This window comes from Kitasatospora sp. NPDC036934, from assembly GCF_055608425.1.
The window spans coordinates 104484-120207 of record NZ_JBVJQR010000012.1 but is presented as its reverse complement, the minus strand read 5'-3'; the positions used below and the strand labels follow the sequence as shown (position 1 = coordinate 120207).

General features: G+C 71.9%; 16 protein-coding genes. 7 read left to right on the top strand and 9 right to left on the bottom strand.

Annotation, left to right across the window (positions count from 1 at the left end; translation table 11 throughout):
* Window positions 1–62: 62 nt before the first annotated feature.
* Complete coding sequence (locus tag ACZ7BZ_RS19950) at window positions 63–860, top strand: hypothetical protein (protein ID WP_470359403.1); 798 nt, start codon at window positions 63–65, stop codon at window positions 858–860.
* On the opposite strand, the gene ACZ7BZ_RS19945 is transcribed toward ACZ7BZ_RS19950, so the two are convergent.
* The 5 genes from ACZ7BZ_RS19945 to ACZ7BZ_RS19925 form a co-directional block, all read right to left on the bottom strand.
* Complete coding sequence (locus tag ACZ7BZ_RS19945; protein ID WP_470359402.1) at window positions 861–1076, bottom strand: hypothetical protein; 216 nt, start codon at window positions 1074–1076, stop codon at window positions 861–863.
* 105 nt (window positions 1077–1181) lie between these two features.
* A complete protein-coding gene (locus ACZ7BZ_RS19940) occupies window positions 1182–2186 on the bottom strand; it encodes a TniQ family protein (protein WP_470359401.1) in 1005 nt (334 codons plus the stop codon).
* The gene (locus ACZ7BZ_RS19935) at window positions 2183–3205 is read right to left on the bottom strand and encodes a TniB family NTP-binding protein (RefSeq protein ID WP_470359400.1); all 1023 of its coding nucleotides are present in this window, start codon (window positions 3203–3205) and stop codon (window positions 2183–2185) included. The genes ACZ7BZ_RS19940 and ACZ7BZ_RS19935 overlap by 4 nt, the downstream gene beginning before the upstream one ends.
* Window positions 3196–5283: a transposase gene (locus tag ACZ7BZ_RS19930; RefSeq protein WP_470359399.1), complete on the bottom strand. Its 2088-nt coding sequence runs from the start codon at window positions 5281–5283 to the stop codon at window positions 3196–3198. The genes ACZ7BZ_RS19935 and ACZ7BZ_RS19930 overlap by 10 nt, the downstream gene beginning before the upstream one ends.
* Entirely contained in the window at window positions 5249–6025 is a 777-nt protein-coding gene (locus tag ACZ7BZ_RS19925) for a TnsA-like heteromeric transposase endonuclease subunit (RefSeq protein ID WP_470359398.1), read from the bottom strand. Before ACZ7BZ_RS19925 ends, ACZ7BZ_RS19930 begins: the two co-directional genes overlap by 35 nt.
* Window positions 6026–6287: 262 nt before the next feature.
* On the opposite strand from ACZ7BZ_RS19925, the gene ACZ7BZ_RS19920 reads away from it, so the two are divergent.
* From ACZ7BZ_RS19920 to ACZ7BZ_RS19910, 3 genes are all read left to right on the top strand, one after another.
* Entirely contained in the window at window positions 6288–6695 is a 408-nt protein-coding gene (locus ACZ7BZ_RS19920) for a helix-turn-helix domain-containing protein (RefSeq protein ID WP_380462439.1), read from the top strand.
* Between the two features lie 2 nt (window positions 6696–6697).
* Window positions 6698–7189, top strand: coding sequence for a hypothetical protein (locus tag ACZ7BZ_RS19915; RefSeq protein WP_470359397.1), 492 nt, complete (start codon window positions 6698–6700; stop codon window positions 7187–7189).
* Between the two features lie 144 nt (window positions 7190–7333).
* Window positions 7334–7684: a DUF2516 family protein gene (locus ACZ7BZ_RS19910; RefSeq protein WP_465739520.1), complete on the top strand. Its 351-nt coding sequence runs from the start codon at window positions 7334–7336 to the stop codon at window positions 7682–7684.
* 63 nt (window positions 7685–7747) lie between these two features.
* On the opposite strand, the gene ACZ7BZ_RS19905 is transcribed toward ACZ7BZ_RS19910, so the two are convergent.
* Window positions 7748–9313: a PP2C family protein-serine/threonine phosphatase gene (locus tag ACZ7BZ_RS19905; RefSeq protein ID WP_470359396.1), complete on the bottom strand. Its 1566-nt coding sequence runs from the start codon at window positions 9311–9313 to the stop codon at window positions 7748–7750.
* Between the two features lie 236 nt (window positions 9314–9549).
* Between ACZ7BZ_RS19905 and ACZ7BZ_RS19900 the strand changes: the two genes are divergently transcribed.
* Window positions 9550–10113, top strand: coding sequence for an O-acetyl-ADP-ribose deacetylase (locus ACZ7BZ_RS19900; RefSeq protein WP_380462443.1), 564 nt, complete (start codon window positions 9550–9552; stop codon window positions 10111–10113).
* Window positions 10114–10286: 173 nt separating this feature from the next.
* Here the strand turns inward: ACZ7BZ_RS19900 and ACZ7BZ_RS19895 are convergent, their stop codons facing one another.
* Complete coding sequence (locus ACZ7BZ_RS19895; RefSeq protein WP_470359395.1) at window positions 10287–10916, bottom strand: DUF6215 domain-containing protein; 630 nt, start codon at window positions 10914–10916, stop codon at window positions 10287–10289.
* Between the two features lie 254 nt (window positions 10917–11170).
* Window positions 11171–12004 (bottom strand): methyltransferase domain-containing protein, encoded by an 834-nt coding sequence (locus ACZ7BZ_RS19890; protein ID WP_470359394.1) that lies wholly within the window; start codon window positions 12002–12004, stop codon window positions 11171–11173.
* A 227-nt stretch (window positions 12005–12231) separates the two neighbouring features.
* Here ACZ7BZ_RS19890 and mshA point away from each other — a divergent pair, with 227 nt between their 5' ends.
* Window positions 12232–13602: a D-inositol-3-phosphate glycosyltransferase gene (mshA, locus tag ACZ7BZ_RS19885; protein ID WP_380462446.1), complete on the top strand. Its 1371-nt coding sequence runs from the start codon at window positions 12232–12234 to the stop codon at window positions 13600–13602.
* 61 nt (window positions 13603–13663) lie between these two features.
* Window positions 13664–14176 carry a type III secretion system chaperone family protein gene (locus ACZ7BZ_RS19880; protein WP_470359393.1) on the top strand — a complete coding sequence of 171 codons (513 nt, stop codon included), beginning with the start codon at window positions 13664–13666 and terminating at the stop codon, window positions 14174–14176.
* Window positions 14177–14253: 77 nt separating this feature from the next.
* On the opposite strand, the gene ACZ7BZ_RS19875 is transcribed toward ACZ7BZ_RS19880, so the two are convergent.
* Window positions 14254–15582 (bottom strand): MDR family MFS transporter, encoded by a 1329-nt coding sequence (locus ACZ7BZ_RS19875; RefSeq protein ID WP_470359392.1) that lies wholly within the window; start codon window positions 15580–15582, stop codon window positions 14254–14256.
* Window positions 15583–15724: the final 142 nt, after the last annotated feature.

The window sequence follows — 15724 nt, the reverse complement described above, 5'->3', positions numbered from 1 at the left end:
CCGTCTCGTGGGTGGTCGCCCTTCCACTCGCTCTGTCGGGCCCTCGTGGAAGACTGCGGCTCATGTCCCTCACCGACCTCACCCTTGACCAGTGGCGGTCATTCGATCTGGCGACCGCCCGCCGGGTCGCACAGCAGGCAGCTGATCTGGCGGGTGGCCGCGTGCTCGCAGTTGAGGCCGTCGAGCATCTCGGCACCCGGATGCACTCAGTACGGATCGAGCGGAATGCACAGGAGTTTGCTCTGGTGCCGGGTGGCGCCGTGACGCTCGGCTTCGACCTCGACATCTGGCAGCCGACGGCCGAGCAGGCCGCCGACTACCAGGAGAGTCTGGAGCAGGGCTTCGGATACGGCCCCGATCTGCGGTCCCATCTTGCGCAGCTGCTGAGTCCGCGCCGCCGCGTCACCCTGGCAACGGTGCTCATGGCGGTGGAGGACGAGAACCTGACCGAGCTACCCGCCGACATGCCAGCCGTGCTCGCGGCTCGCGGCCTGCGGATGCCGAGCTCCGACGAGTGGGAGCACGCCTGTGGAGCCGGCGCGAACACCCTGTTCCGATGGGGCAATGACTGTCCCCTCGACCGGATCCCATACGACGACCACACCGGTCCGCAGCATCGACCGAACGCCCTGGGCCTGCACATCGCTTACGACACGTACCGGACCGAGCTGACGAGTGACAGCACTGCGGTGCACGGCGGCGACGGCGGCGAGTCGGCTTGTGGCGGTTACGGTCACCTGCTGGGCTGGCTGCCCCTGGCCACTGCCAATCGCAACCCCTTCCTCGCCGAGTTCGTCTATGGGCCGGAGGGCGAAGACCTGTGCGAGGACTTTTCCACCCGGCCTGTACTCGCTCTTTGATCAGCGGCAGATCCAATAGCTGCTGCCGGCGGGGTGCCTGCGTCGTTCACCGGTTGGGCGAGTCACCACAACGTCACCGCCCTCGTACGAGACTCGGTCTCCCACCGCGACGAACACCGGTTGGTCCAGGCCGACATGGAAGTCGGAGTGGAGCAGGAACTCACTGAGCAGCAGCATCCGTGGCACTGGGGTGACCCCGTCGAACTTCACGCGCATGGGCCGAGCATCCCCGATGATCCAGTGTCCCCGCGACAGACTTTCGGTCCCTCTCACATGCCGTGAGCCTCCAGCGGGACATCGAGCATGCAGGCCGCCTGGGAATCACCTTGCGTGAGATGGCGTCCGCCGGAGGATCTTGTACATCACGAGGCTTGGTGGCTGCCCGACGGCCGATTCTCCCAGCTCTGCGAACCGCAGCAGTTGACGCTCTCCGCGATCAAGCCGGTCGGTAATGCGTTCGGCGACTCGCGTGAGCTGCGCTGTGAGCCAGGGGATTGTCGTGGACCGAAGGCGGCGTTCGGCGGGGAACCTGTGCTCGAACTCGTCCTGGAACAGCTGCCTATCGGAAAGGTTGCCAAGCGCTTGGCGGATCCGGAACGGCGATGAGAAGAGCGCCGTGAGTTCAGCGAGGTCTGGTAGGCACGCAGCGTTCTCCTTGCCGAACCCGGTACGTCCGGGAGAGTTGACCGGCGCGATGAGTCGGCGAAGGCGTTCAACTCTGCGGTCCATGTATCGGCGCCCGGACAGCTCGCGGTACAGCTCTGCGCATTCGCGGTGAGCCGCCACGACGTGCCGGAGGCCTCGCCGCCGACGGAGCCGATGTAAGAGCCGTTGGGCCTCGATGATCTCGGGGGCCCGGTCGAGACTGAACTGGCCAGGGGCGGCGCCGACAAAGATCCCGGACATGGAATGCGGGCCGTCCACCCAACGGCGGTGCCTGACGCAGAGGTAACCGAGCTCTTCGATCCCCCATACCTCGACTCGCCAGTCATTGCGGCCGGAGCGAGCGGCGACACAGAGGTGGCAGGCCCATAGCCGTGTGACACCCTCGGGACCGTAGAGCGGCCACGACTGCGAGGAGGCAAGCTCCGGTAGTGCCTGCCGCAAGGCGGACGTTGTCTGCCCGCTTCGGACAGCCAGGAGATCGGTCATGCCCAGGCGCGATTCGGCAGAGTACGAGGGGCGGAGTATGAGCTTGGCCGGGATTTGGTTGAGCAGGGCCAGCCGGGCGAGGTAGGAGTTCAGGGTCTCGTTCGGGAAGGGACTGGTGGTCAACGGTAGGGGTTTGGCCCGTCCGAATCCGAAGAGGTGCTCGGGAGGGTTCATGCCGACCCTCGATAGGCGCTTTCGCTGGCGTGGTCGACGCGGAGACGGTGCAGTTGCTGGCGGGTGATCCGTTCGCTGCCGTCGAGGATCGCGGATACCGAGGCTGCCCGGACGAGGTGGGAGAGGCTGCCGATCATTCCGCCGGTCCGCTGGTGGAGGTAGGTGTGCAGCTTGGCGAGGGTTCCCGGAGTATGGCGGTGCAGTCGGAGAGTGCTCTCCATCGTTGCCACCAGGGCCTCCCACTCGTGCCCCAGCGGAAAGGGTCCGGTGTGCACGAGGGTGCACCGTCCGGCGATCTGACCTCCGCGAATGCCGGTGAACAGCCCGGAGTGTTCGACGTCGATTCCCGCATACACGAATGTGGCCGGCAGATGCTCGGTGAAGTACTTCAGATGGTCGGACAGCTCCTCGCCCGCGATGGTCGCCAGGTTCATCAGGTGGATCTCATCGACAAGAACCAAGTCGGTGCGGGCCTCGATGAGAACCTGGCAGACGGAGTTGGTGATGTCCTCGGTGTTCTGTCTGGGGGTGATCGTGGGGAGCCCGAGGAAGCGGGCGAACTCCAACGCGAGTTTTCGGGGCGAGCCCTTGGGCGGCGCGGTGACGTAGACGACGGGGATGCGCCGCCCGTCCGGGTAGCGCTGTCGTACGCGGAGCTCGTGCAGTCGGCCGAGCTGCCGAAGGGCAGTGGTCTTCCCGGTAGTCCTGTCGCCGGAGATGATCAAGCCTCGACGGGCGCCGTGCTCCCGTCGGTTGATCAAAGTGAGCAAACGTCCCTGGTGGGCGACCTCCTTGATGGTGGAGGTTCGCACGACCTGCAGCTCGGAGTGATAGTCGATCCGGGCCTCGTCGTAGTCGGCCCGCTCATCGTCGTCCATGGACTCCCAACGACTGGTAGACACCAGGTCGTAGCTAGCCGGGTCTTTCTCCACGAACCGCCGCCATCCGGCCAGCGTGGTGGGCGGTTCAACGCGGTCTTCCTCCAGGGCCAGGTTCTTCTCCGAGGCGTTCACCACCATCGTTTCGCCTCCTCGCGGGCGTCGAAGATGCCCAGCGGCACCACCTCGGCCAGCTTCTCGTCCGTCTCGTCGTTGTCGGCCAGTTCGGGGGCCGGCTGCGGCCGGGGCTCGGGACGCGGCCAGGCGGCTGTGCCGGTGGCCCGGGTGCGGGCGGCGACCTTGCGGTCCCGGCGTTCGGCGGCACCGTCCTTGCCGCGGCGGGCGCGAGCCGGCGGGTTCTGCGGTCCGTCGGCTGCCCGGTCGAGCAGCTCGACCGCGGCCTGGGCGACCTCGTCCTCGTTGGGCTTGCGCTGGTGGCGCTCGCTGAGCACCTGGTGGGCGCGGTCCCAGACGAGTTCGCCCATCGGGACCGGAGCGGTGCGAAGGTGGCGCCAGGCCGCGGTGATCCAGCCGGTGCCGCGGTGGTTGCGTACCCAGACGCAGGAGATGTCGTAGGGGTCGTAGTGCACCTGCCAGCGGCGGCCGTCCGGCCCGGCGCCCGAGGGCTGTCGGATGAGCGCGGACGAGTCGTAGGTGCGGTTGTTGATGCGCACGCCCGTCGGGCCGACGACCCGCCACTCGTAGGGCATCAGCTGGATGTACTCGTCGGTGCTGAGTGGGACCGGGACGTATCCGGCCGCCGACACCAGCGCGGCGTACTTCTCGTTCGGGCTCAGCGGACGGCTTGCCGTCAGGGGATCCCGCAGCCCGTCGTGTGGGCGATGCTGCCACTTCGCGGCAACCCATTCCTGGAGCATTTCCTGGAGTTCGTGGATGGACCACACTGCCTCGGCGGCCGGGTCCTTGCCGCGCATCTCGACGCAGCGGCCCTTGTGGCCGGCGACGTACTGGGCGAACATCGTCGCCACCGAGCCGAGGGTGCGTTCGATGTGCGGACGGTCGGTCGGGGTGTCGGGATGAGCGAGCTGGAACGAGATCCCCAGAGACCGGCATGCCTGGCGGAAGGTGTCGGAGAGGAATGCCTTCCCGTGGTCGCTGACCACCGTCTCGGGCACGATCACCGGGACCGCCGCGGCCTTGGCCAGGCGCTCGTCCAGCGGAAGCAACGAGGAGTGGGGTAGCACCGAGCGCGACATCCGTAGAGCGTCCGCCCACCCGGGCCGCATCGGCTCCGGCGTCATCGCCCGCGCCAGCAGCAGCGCGGCGTCCACCGCCTTGGTCGAAGGCCGCAGCACCACCGCGGCCAGCGTCCTGGTGGCCAGGTCCACCAGCCCTGTCAGCTCACACGTGTCCACCTCGCCGTCGTCGTGGACGACCAGCACGTCCAACGGCGTGGAGTCGATCTCCATCACCTCCCCCGGGCGCGCGGCGGTCAGCTGGCCGAACACCCGCTCCGGCCGCTTGGCCAAAGAGCGGCGGGTGCGGGCCGAACCGAGGGTGTGCCGACCTGTCGAAACCGCCTCCAGCAACCGGTAGAACGTCGCCCGCGAGGGCATCGGGACCGTCCCGTCGCCGTGCTCCGCGATGAGTGCCCGCTCGACCCGGCGCCGCAGCACCTGCCCGGAGACCGTGGACCGCTCCGTCTGCCCGGCCACCACCTTCTCGATCGCGGCCACCACCCGGGGATCGGCCCGCCCGGTCCCCGTGGCTGGCTTGCGCAGCCGACCGTCCACCAAACCGGCCACTCCCTCGCGCTCGAACCGCGAGCGCATCCGGCGCAGAGTGCTCAAGGCCACCTCCTTGCCGGCGGCTCGGAGTTCGGCGAGCTTGGTCAGCTCGCGCTGCCGCAGCGAGCGCACGGCTGGGTCGTACTCCGCGCGGACCGGCCCGCGCGGATCGCCTCCCTGATGTCCGGTCAGCATCTCGACCAGGTGCCGCTGCCACCAGTCGGCCCTCTCGACCGCCGCTTCCGGCAGCCCGTCCAGCACGTCGGCGGCGGGCAACAAAGGACGCGCCGGCCCGGTGCTGAGCACCGTGAATCCGTCCGAGGCCAGCAGATGCGGCAGCAGGACCACGCTCGCGATCTGTCCATCGTCGACCAGCCGCACCGACGTGCCCGACAGTGCGGCGACCGTGTGCTCGCGGCCGTCGAAACGGACTCGGTCACCAACCGACAGCAGCTGCGGGCGGGACACCATCGCTCGTCACCACCTCCCGGACAGTGCGGCCCGGCCCCACCGACGAGGCCGCCGACAGCAGCGTGGTCTCCAGCTCGACCGCCAGCTCCTGGCGCCAAAGGAGGTGGTAGAGCACCGGCAGGACGGCCACGGGATCTCCGACCACTTGGGCGCCTTCCAGCAGGCCGCGTTCGAGGGCGAACGCGGCCCTCAGCCGATCCGCGACGGACTCGCGCATGACCCGCGGATGACGGTAACCGCTCAACCACCGCAGATTCGCCATTAGCACCGGACCCATGACACCGCACCGCTGGAAGCCCCAGCCCACCCGAGCGCAGGCCGCCGCCGTCGCCGCGAACTTCGCCGCGTCCCCAGGTTCGATCCGCTCGTCCGGGCGAACGTCGATCACCAGCCCGCTGCCATCCGTGCGCCGCACGAAGTAGTCCGGCGTGTGCTCGACCCGACGCCGACGGCCTGCCACCCGCCACGACAACCGGAACGGCTGCGAGACCACCGAGGACACCTGCGGATCAAAATCCAGCCGCATCAGGTGATCCCGCTCCACCCAGGACTCAAAGCCGACGTGCACAGCTCCGGTCGCAGCCCAATACCAACCTGTGAAGTTGCGCTGCCCCTTGAACGACGAGAAGCCGCGTACCGGCATCCCGTCCTCGAACCGGGCCGACCACATCACCTCAAGCGGCCCGCGACACATCTTCCCGCGCGCATCGGCGTACTCCAGGCAGAAGTCCTCCGCCTCCACCAGCCACTCCCTGCTCGGCGCTGACCTGGCAGAACGACCGTAGAGGACGGACACGAACCTCAGGCCAGGAAGACCGAGACAGATCAGAAGTTGGCCGAGGTCGACTGAGACAGGCGATCACTTGGTGCAGATCGACCGAGACTGGCTCGCCTTCACGGAGACCGGACACCACCCCCCATCAACAGCCCCGCGCAGCGGCCCCCCGCTAGCCACCGCTAGCACCCTGCTTGCAATTGCAAGCACAATCCCGCAAGCTACCCCCATGGCCTCCCTCAACGTCGGCTCCCTCGGCGAGTACATCCGCGAACAGCGCCGCAACGCGCAGTACTCGCTGCGCCAGCTGGCGGAGGCCGCCGGTGTGTCCAACCCGTACCTCAGCCAGATTGAGCGAGGGTTGCGCAAACCGAGCGCGGAGATCCTGCAGCAGATCGCGAAGGCGCTGCGGATCTCGGCGGAGACGCTGTACGTCCAGGCCGGGATCCTGGAGGAGCGGCGGGGTGAGGGCCTGGAGCTGCGGGCCTCGATCCTGGCCGATCCGCTGATCAACGAGCAGCAGAAGCAGGCGCTGCTCGCGGTCTACGACGCCTTCCTCAAGGAGAACGCCGCTTCGGCCTCCACCCCGACGACCGACGGCGCGGCCACCCAGAACACCCACCGGGAGGACCGGTAAGCATGCCGATCACCGACGAGATCAAGAAGACCCTCACCGACCCGACCCCGCTGTACGCCCTGGCCGGCGCCGGGGACCTCGCGTACGAGAAGCTGCGCGAGGTGCCGGGCAAGGTCGAGGCGCTGGCGGCGGACCGCCAAGGCGCGCAGGAGTTGGCCGCCGCCAGGCTGCACGAGGCGCAGGAGCTGCTGGCCGGCGCGCCGGCCAAGGTCACCGAGGCCGTCACCGCGTTCCCCACCGACCTGAAGGTCCTGCAGGAGCGGGCCCAGGGCTTCGCCCTGCAGCAGGTGGCCCGCGCGCTGGAGCTGGCCGTCCGCGCCAAGGAGACATACGACGAGCTGGCCGAGCGCGGCAAGGTCGTGGTCGACAAGGCCCGGCCCCAGGCCGACCCCGCCCAGGCCCTCGAAGCCGAACTCGTGGACAACACCGCTCCCACCCCCGCCCCGAAGAAGCCCGCGAAGGCCCGGAAGAACACCCCCGACGCCACCGACTGACCTCACCCCGCCGCCGCCCGGAGCACCCGCCCGCCGCCCGGGGCACATCCACCGGCGGCGGGACGTTCACCCCTTGCGGGCGGCCGCCGTGCCAGGATGGGCGGCGGCCGGGGCGCAGCAAGCCGAGAGACGTAGGAGATCGCGATGACCGGAGTGTTCCAGATCCTGGCCTTTTCCTACCTGAACCCGTTCTGGTGGATGGCCGTGGCCATCCTCGGCTACAAGTTCTTCGCGCTGGTCGACGCGGCCACCCGCCGGGAGGACGCCTACCGGGCGGCGGACAAGAAGACCAAGGGCTTCTGGCTGGCCGTCCTGGGCATCAGCTTCGGCTGGGACCTGCTGTTCGGGGCGAACTTCCTCGGCAGCATCGGCACCCTGGCCGGCCTGGTGGCGTCGATCGTCTACGTGGTGGACGTCCGCCCCGCGATCCGGGCCCTGACCGGCGGCACCGGCCACGGCGGCCGGAGCAACACCGGCCCGTACGGCCCCTGGTGAACCGAGTGGAGCACCGCAGCCCGGGAGGGGAGTTCACCCCACCCGGGCTGCGGTCTGTCCGCCTCAGCCCAGGATCAGCTGCTCCGGATTCCGTTCCAGCAGCAGCACCGCGACGTCGTCGGTGAGCGCCCCGCCGTTCAGCTCCTCGACCTCGGCGATCGCGCTGTCGACCAGCCGCCCCCGGGTGAGCCCGGCGGCCTGGTGGTCGGCGATCAGGTCGGCGAGCCCGTCCTGGCCGAGGCGACGAGACCCGGCCCCGACCCGGCCCTCGATCAGCCCGTCGGTGTAGAGCAACAGCCTCCAGCCGGGCTGGAGTTCGAGCTCTTGGGCGGGCCAGGCGGCCGCCCCGTCGTGGCACGGCAGCAGGCCGAGCGCGGGCCCGGCGAGGTCGGCGGGCAGGCTGGCCGGGGCATGGTCGCGGCCGAGCAGCATCGGCGCCGGGTGTCCGGCGAGGTAGAGGCGGGCCCGTTCGCGGCTGCCGAGCGCGCCGGGTTCGATGCTCGGGCCGACGCCGGGCCCGCTGCTCCGGCTTCCGTCAGGCTCGCTGCTCCGGCTGCCGCTGGGCTCGATGACGAGCATGCAGAGCGTCGCGAAGATCTCGTCGCTGCGCCGTTCGTGCTCCAGCACGTGCTGGAGGGTGGTGAGCAGGGCCTCGCCGGTGAGGCCGGCGAAGACCAGGGTGCGCCACGCTATCCGGAGGGCGACCCCGAGCGCGGCCTCGTCCGGGCCGTGGCCGCAGACGTCGCCGATCACGACGTGGACGGTGCCGTCGTCGGTGCGCACGGCGTCGTAGAAGTCGCCGCCGAGCAGGGCGCGGCGGCGGCCCGGCCGGTAGCGCCGGGTGAAGGAGAGGCCGGCGCCGTCCAGCAGCGGGGTGGGGAGCAGGTGGCGCTGTAGCCGGGCGTTCTCCTGGCCGCGCAACTCGGCCTCGACCAGGCGGCGTTGGGATTCGTCGGCGCGCTTGCGTTCGACGGCGTAGCGCAGGGCGCGGGCCAGCAGCGGGCCGTCCGTCTCGTGCTTGAGCAGGAAGTCCTGGGCGCCCGCGGCGACGGCGGCGGCGCCGAGTTCGGCCCCGGCGGCGTCGGTGAGCACCACCACCGGCAGGTGCGGGGCGCGGCGGAGCAGTTCGTGCAGGCCTTCCAGACCGTCCGAGGCCCCGCCGGCCCGGGCGGCGGGGGAGGCGAGGTCGAGCAGCACGCAGCCGAACTCGCCGCCGCGGTTGCGTCCGCGCCGGGCGGCGGGGGAGGACTGGGCGAGTAGTTGGGTGGCCTGTGCGAGGCCGCGGGCCCAGTGGATCTCGATCGAGGTGCCGCTGTCGGCGACCGCTGCCTTGATCAGTTGGGCGTCCGAGGCGTCGTCCTCGATGACCAGTAGCCGCAGTGGCGCGGCGCTGCCGTCGACGGGACCGTCCGGGGCCGCCGGGGTGGGCGCCGTCCCGGCGGGGCGGGAGGGGTGGCGGGTGCCGTGCGCGGTCCGGAGCGGCTGCGAGCGGGGGTGGGGTATCGGGGGAGTGGCCGTGGCCGGACCGGTGGTCGCCTGGCGGGTACGGGCATGGCCGACGGGGGCGCCGTCGTGGGCGCCCGGCAGGTCCGCGGCACCAGGTGCCCGCCCGTCTCCCGTTGCGGGCATCGGTAGTTCCTCCCTTTCCCCGACTGCGTAACGGTCGGCGTCCGTTCGCAGTGCCCGCCTGGCACCGCGCCTCGGGGAACTTCTCGCGACCATAACGTGATCTCCGGGGATTTCTCTGGCCGACCGGCGCCGTTGTGGCTATTGCCACGCCGGTAGCGGCGTGATGATCGGATTCGGACAATGGCTCGGATCCCGGTCCGGCGGCTGTCGGGCGGGCCCGGGGAAGGGGGCAGGTGATGGTGACGCGGATCACCCTGGTCGAGGGTGACATCACGGAACAGCGGGTGGACGCGGTGGTGAACGCCGCCAACTCGTCCCTGCTGGGCGGTGGCGGGGTGGACGGCGCGATCCACCGCAAGGGCGGGCCGCAGATCCTGGAGGAGTGCCGCCGGCTGCGGGCGTCGCACTGGGGCAAGGGGCTGCCCACCGGGCGGGCGGTGGCGACCACGGCGGGCCGGCTGCCGGCCCGCTGGGTGGTGCACACCGTCGGGCCGGTGTACCTGGCGGAGGAGTACGAGGAGCGGGCTGGGCTGCTGGCCTCCTGCTATCGCGAGTCGCTGTGCACGGCGGCCGGGTTGGGCGCGCGCACGGTGGCCTTCCCGGCGGTGTCGGCCGGGATCTTCGGCTGGCCGCCGGCGGACGCGGCCCGGATCGCGCTGGGCGCCGTCGCCGAGGTGCTGGGCGGCGGTGACGCGCTGGCGGGTGCGGAGCTGGCGGAGGTGCGGTTCGTGCTGTTCGGGGCGGAGATGTACGGGGTGTTCGAACGGGCCCGGGAGGAGCTGCTCGGGCCGGAGGGTTGATGCCCGGCCGTGGGGCCGGGCAGGGTGAGCGCCGGGCGGCGTGTGGTGTCGCCGCCCGGTGGGTCCATCGTGGCGTGACGAGGCGTCAACGCGCCAGAGATATTCGATAACTCGTTCGAGTGAAAGTCGAAGGGAAGGCCCGCGCCGCCCGTCCGACCGGACGACGTGCGGTCCTACGGGACCGCGACCCAGCCCGGGAGGTTCGGGATCACGGCCTCGGCGACCCGCTGCACGACCGCGTCCTCGACCTGCTTGCCGTCCGGGCGGAAGGCCGTGACCTCGATGGCCCGGCCGCCCGGGTCCTTGGGGTCCTCGGCGATGACGAGCTTCCGCGAGGTCGGGCTGTCCTGGTTGCTCCTCCGGTTCGGGTCGAACAGCGTGATCGTCTGACCCTTGCTGGTCGCCGCAGGGTGGCCGAGGACGGTGACCGGGGTGGCGCCGGGCCACGTCCCGTCACGCATCGACCAGGCCGAGACGGGGCTCTCCGCGAGGCTGACGACGGTGTCCTGGAGGCGCACCTCCGCCCTGGCCTGCTTCCCCTCCTCCCTGAAGAGGCCCGGTCCGGCGGTCGAGACCCGGTCGTCCGGAGTGCCGAGCAGCGTCGGCAGGTCAGGGCGGTTGAGCGCGGCGCAGAACGCCGCGTAGTCCTTCGGGTCGTCCGTTCCGGCGGGCGAGCACGTGGCGTTCACCCGATCGGGCGTGAAGGCGCCCAGTGCCACCATCCCGGCCATGGCGCCACAGGCCAACACGATCGTGGCCCCCACCGCGATGATCGCCTTGTTGTTCCGCCCGCCCGTCGTCATCCCTGGACCCCCACGCACACAGCCGGTCCTCGACCATTCGAGCACCCCCCGAGCGGAGATGATCTTACGGTGCTCCGCCGCTCCGGCCAGGGCCGATGTCCCGGTCGACCCGGTCCGCTACGGCGGTGCGGCGGCGCGTCCGCTCACCCGGGCCGCAGCCGCTCGACGGCCCGGCCCTGGGCCGCCCCGCCACGGCCCTGGGCCGCCCGCCACGGCCCTGGGCCAGCCGCTACGGCCCGGCCCTGAGTCGCCCGCTACGGCGCGAGCGCCGTCCAGGGCAGGGTGACCTCGCCCTGCCACCACCGCCCGCGCGCGTCCACCAGCGGCCAGCTGCCCGCCAGCGCGGTGCAGGCCGCCACCCAGCGCTGTCGCGCCCCGAACGCCCCGTACGGCGCGGCCGCCGCCCAGGCCCGGTCGAAGTCGGTCAGGAAGGCGTGCACCGGACGCCCCGGCACGTTGTGGTGGATCAGTGCCTTCGGTAGCCGTTCGGCCAGGTCGGAGGGCTGGACCAGGCCGCCCAGCCGGGCCGCGAAGGTCACCGTCCGGGGCCCCTCCGGCCCCAGCGCGACCCAGACGTGCCGCCGCCCGATCTCGTCGCAGGTGCCCTCGACCAGCAGCCCGTCCGGCGCGAGCCGGGCGCACAGCCGCTCCCACACCCCGGCCACCGCCGACTCGTCGTACTGCCGCAGCACGTTGGCCGCCCGGATCAGCTGGGCCGGCCCGCCGCCGTCCAGCGGCACCTCGAAGCCGCCGCGCCGGAAGGTGAGCAGCGGCGGCTCGGCGTAGGGCAGCGCGGCCGTGACCCGCTCCGGCTCGATCTCGATCCCGACCACCCGGACGTCGGGCCGCACCGTGCGCAGCCGTCCGGCCAGTTCCACCGCCGTCCACGGCGCCGCGCCGTAGCCGAGGTCGACCGCCACCGGCGGCCGCTCGGCGGCACGCAGCGTCCGGCCCATGGTGTGGGCGATCCAGCGGTCCATCCGGCGCAGCCGGTTGGTGTTGGTGGTGCCCCGGGTGACCGTCCCGACCGGCCGTCCGGTCCGTCCGCGGGCGGGCGCGGCGGTCGCGGGGTCGAAGGAGGCAGCCATGCCCAGAAGGGTAGTCGGCGCCCGCAGGGCCGGTCGGCCACCGCGCTGACCTGCGCGGATGCCGCCCCGGCCGACCAGTCGCCGGGACCGGGAATGCCGGACGACCGCGAGGTGGTTGGCACACTGGTGGTGATGTGTGCCCGGGACGGGGCAGCGCACACCGGACATGCGGTGGCCCGTTCGCGCGGACCGCCGAGACGGGCCGCACACGAGGAGGCTTCAGCCAGGTGATCCAGCACCCCGTCCGTTCGGTACGCCGTGCCCAGTCCGCCGCGCCCGCGCGCGGCCGGCTGCAGTCGCTGGTCCCGGGCCGTCGGCGCCCGCGCCGGATAGCCATGCTCAGCGTGCACACCTCGCCGCTGCACCAGCCCGGTACCGGGGACGCCGGCGGGATGAACGTCTACATCGTCGAGCTGGCGAAGCGCCTGGCCGAGCTCAACATCGAGGTCGAGGTGTTCACCCGGGCGATCTGCTCGGACGACGCGCCGACCGTCGAGCTGGCCCCGGGCGTGCTGGTCCGGCACGTCACCGCCGGGCCGTACGAGGGTCTGATCAAGGAGGACCTGCCGGCCCAGCTGTGCGCCTTCACCCACGGGGTGCTGCGGACGGAGGCGGGTCACCGCCCCGGCCACTACGACCTGGTGCACTCGCACTACTGGCTCTCCGGGCAGGTCGGCTGGCTGGCCGCGCAGCGCTGGGGGGTGCCGCTGGTGCACACCATGCACACCATGGCGAAGGTCAAGAACGCCGCGCTGGCCGAGGGCGACACGCCCGAGCCCGCGGCCCGGGTGATCGGCGAGACCCAGGTGGTCGAGGCGGCCGACCGGCTGATCGCCAACACCACCGAGGAGGCCGCCGAGCTGGCGCTGCACTACTCCGCCCGGCCGGACCAGCTGGCCGTCGTCCACCCCGGGGTCAACCTGGACGTCTTCCGCCCCGGCGGCCCGCGGGCCGGGGCCGACGCCCGGGCCCGGCTGGGCCTGCCGCAGGACGCCGCAGTGCTGCTGTTCGCCGGACGGATCCAGCCGCTGAAGGCGCCGGACGTGCTGCTGCGGGCGGTCGCCGCGCTGCTGGGGCGCCGTCCGGAGCTGCGCGAGCGGCTGGTTGTGCCGGTGGTCGGCGGGCCGTCGGGCACCGGGCTGGCCCGCCCGGAGAGCCTGCACAAGCTGGCCGCCCAGCTGGGCATCGGCGATGTGGTGCGCTTCCACCCCCCGGTCGGCCAGGCCCGGCTGGCGGACTGGTACCGCGCGGCGACGGCCCTGGTGATGCCCTCGTACAGCGAGTCCTTCGGCCTGGTCGCGCTGGAGGCCCAGGCCTGCGGCACCCCGGTGGTGGCGGCCGCGGTCGGTGGCCTGCCGGTCGCCGTGCGGGACGGCGAGTCCGGCACCCTGGTGCACGGCCACGACCCGATGGCGTGGGCGCACGCGCTGGAGCCGTACGTCACCGACCCGGCGCTGGTGGCCCGGCGCGGCGCGGCGGCGGCCCGGCACGCGGCGGCCTTCGGCTGGGACACCGCCGCGGCGACCACCGCCGAGGTGTACGCCGGCAGCCTGGCCCGCCCGGCCGGCCGGCTGGCGGTGGCCCGCCGCCGGGCCTGAGCGGCCCCGGCGGGTCCTCCCGGGCTGCCGGAGAGAGGTACCGCCGAGTAACGTCACCCCCATGGCAATCCGCACCAAGGACGAGGCCCTGACCCTCCTGCGCACCGCCCTGGACGACGCCGGGGTGGCCTGGGAGCCGGCCGCCGCCGACCCGTACACCCTGGTGGCGACCCTCCCGGGCACCCGCAAGCTGAGCACCGCCTGCGCGTTGCGGGTCGGCGACCACACCTTGTCGGTGAACGCCTTCGTGATCCGACGCCCGGACGAGAACCACGAGGCCGTCTACCGCTGGCTGCTGGAGCGCAACACCCGCCTCTACGGCGTCGCCTATGCGATGGACGCGCTCGGCGACGTCTATCTGGCCGGTCGGCTGCCGCTGGAGGTGCTCACCCCGGACGCCGTCGACCGGCTGCTCGGCACGGTGCTGGAGAACGCCGACGAGCCCTTCAACACCCTGCTGGAGCTGGGCTTCGCCTCGGCGATCCGGCGCGAGTGGGAGTGGCGCACCAAGCGCGGGGAGTCCACCCGCAACCTGGCCGCCTTCGCCCACCTGGCCGCCCCGACCGCCGACTGACCGGTCTCCGGCTGACCGACTCCCGCCCGCCGACCGGACTCACTCCGACTCACTCCGACCGCCCCCGGCCGGGCCGCTCAGGCGCCCGCCGGAGCCTTCTCGGCCGCCGTGTCGGGCGCCGTCTCGGTCGTGGTCTCGGCCTCCGCCACCGCGACGGCCGCCACGCCTCCGGTCCCGGTCGCCCTGGCCGGGGCTCCGGACCGCTTCCCCAGCACCGCGTATCCGACCGCGGCGACCGTGCCGCACACCCCGCACGCGCCCCACAGCACCCCGCCACCGGCGTCGTCCAGCACCACACCGCCGACGGCCGGGCCGAGGAACAGGGCGAGCGACCAGGCGAGCGAGTAGACGCCCTGGTAGCGGCCGCGCGCGTGGGTCGGGGACAGCTCGGCGACCAGACCCATCAGCGTCGGCGTGTAGCCGATCTCCCCGATCGTCCAGACCGCCACGGTGACGGCGTAGAACCACGCCGACGTCCCGGCCAGGGCCGTCATCCCGAAGCCCCAGCCGATCAGCAGCGAGGCCGCCGCCAGCATCGCCGTTCGACTGCGGCCTTCGACCCACCGGGTGAGCGGGATCTGCAGCAGCACGATCAGCAGCCCGTTCAGGCCGATGACCATGCCGTACTGGGAGGAGGTGATCCCCCGCTCGCCCATGGCCACCGGGAGCGTGGTGGAGGACTGCTGCATCACCAGGGCGAGCAGCAGGGTGAGCCCGACCACCGCCATGAAGCGGCTGTCGCGGATCACCGTGCCGAGGCCGACCGCCGGTTCGTCCGCCTGCGCCGCCGGGGTGTCGGGCTTGGTCTCCGGGATCCTGACGAAGATCACCACCGCGCAGAGCAGCGTGGAGACCGCGTCCAACAGGAACAGCGTGAGGTAGCCGTAGGTGGCGATCAGGCCGGCGACGGCCGAGGAGAGGCCGAAGCCCAGGTTGATCGCCCAGAAGTTCAGCGAGTAGGCACGGACCCGGTCGGCGGCCGGGACGATGTCCGCGATGATCGCCGAGATGGCCGGCCGGGTGGCGTTGTTGCAGAAGCCGACCAGGAAGGCCACCACGGCGATCGCCACCTGGCCGTCCGTGAAGCCGAGCACGGCGGTGCACAGGGCGGTGCCGAGCTGGGCGGCGACCAGGGTCGGCCGACGGCCGATCCGGTCGGCCAGGATGCCGGCGACGATCGACGAGATCGCCGCGCCTAGCCCGAACAGGGAGGCGACCAGGCCCGCGTAGGAAGCCGAGTACCCCCGGTCGCTGGTGAGGTAGAGCGACAGGAAGGTGACCACGAACGCGCCGAGCCGGTTGACCAGCGTCGAGACCCAGAGCCACCAGAACGCCCGCGGCAACCCGCCCGCCGTCTCGCGGAGCATTCTTCGGAACCGGGTGTCCGCGGCTGGGGCGACGAGCATGTGGGGGCTCCCGAGGGCAGGCGTCCGCTGAGCGGCGCGGGCAGGCCCGGTCAGCCGACGGGTGTAAGTGGCAGATAGCCGCGGCACAGATTACACAGCCGTCCAAGGTCCCCACCAGGGGTTTTCGGGCCCTCCACTAAGC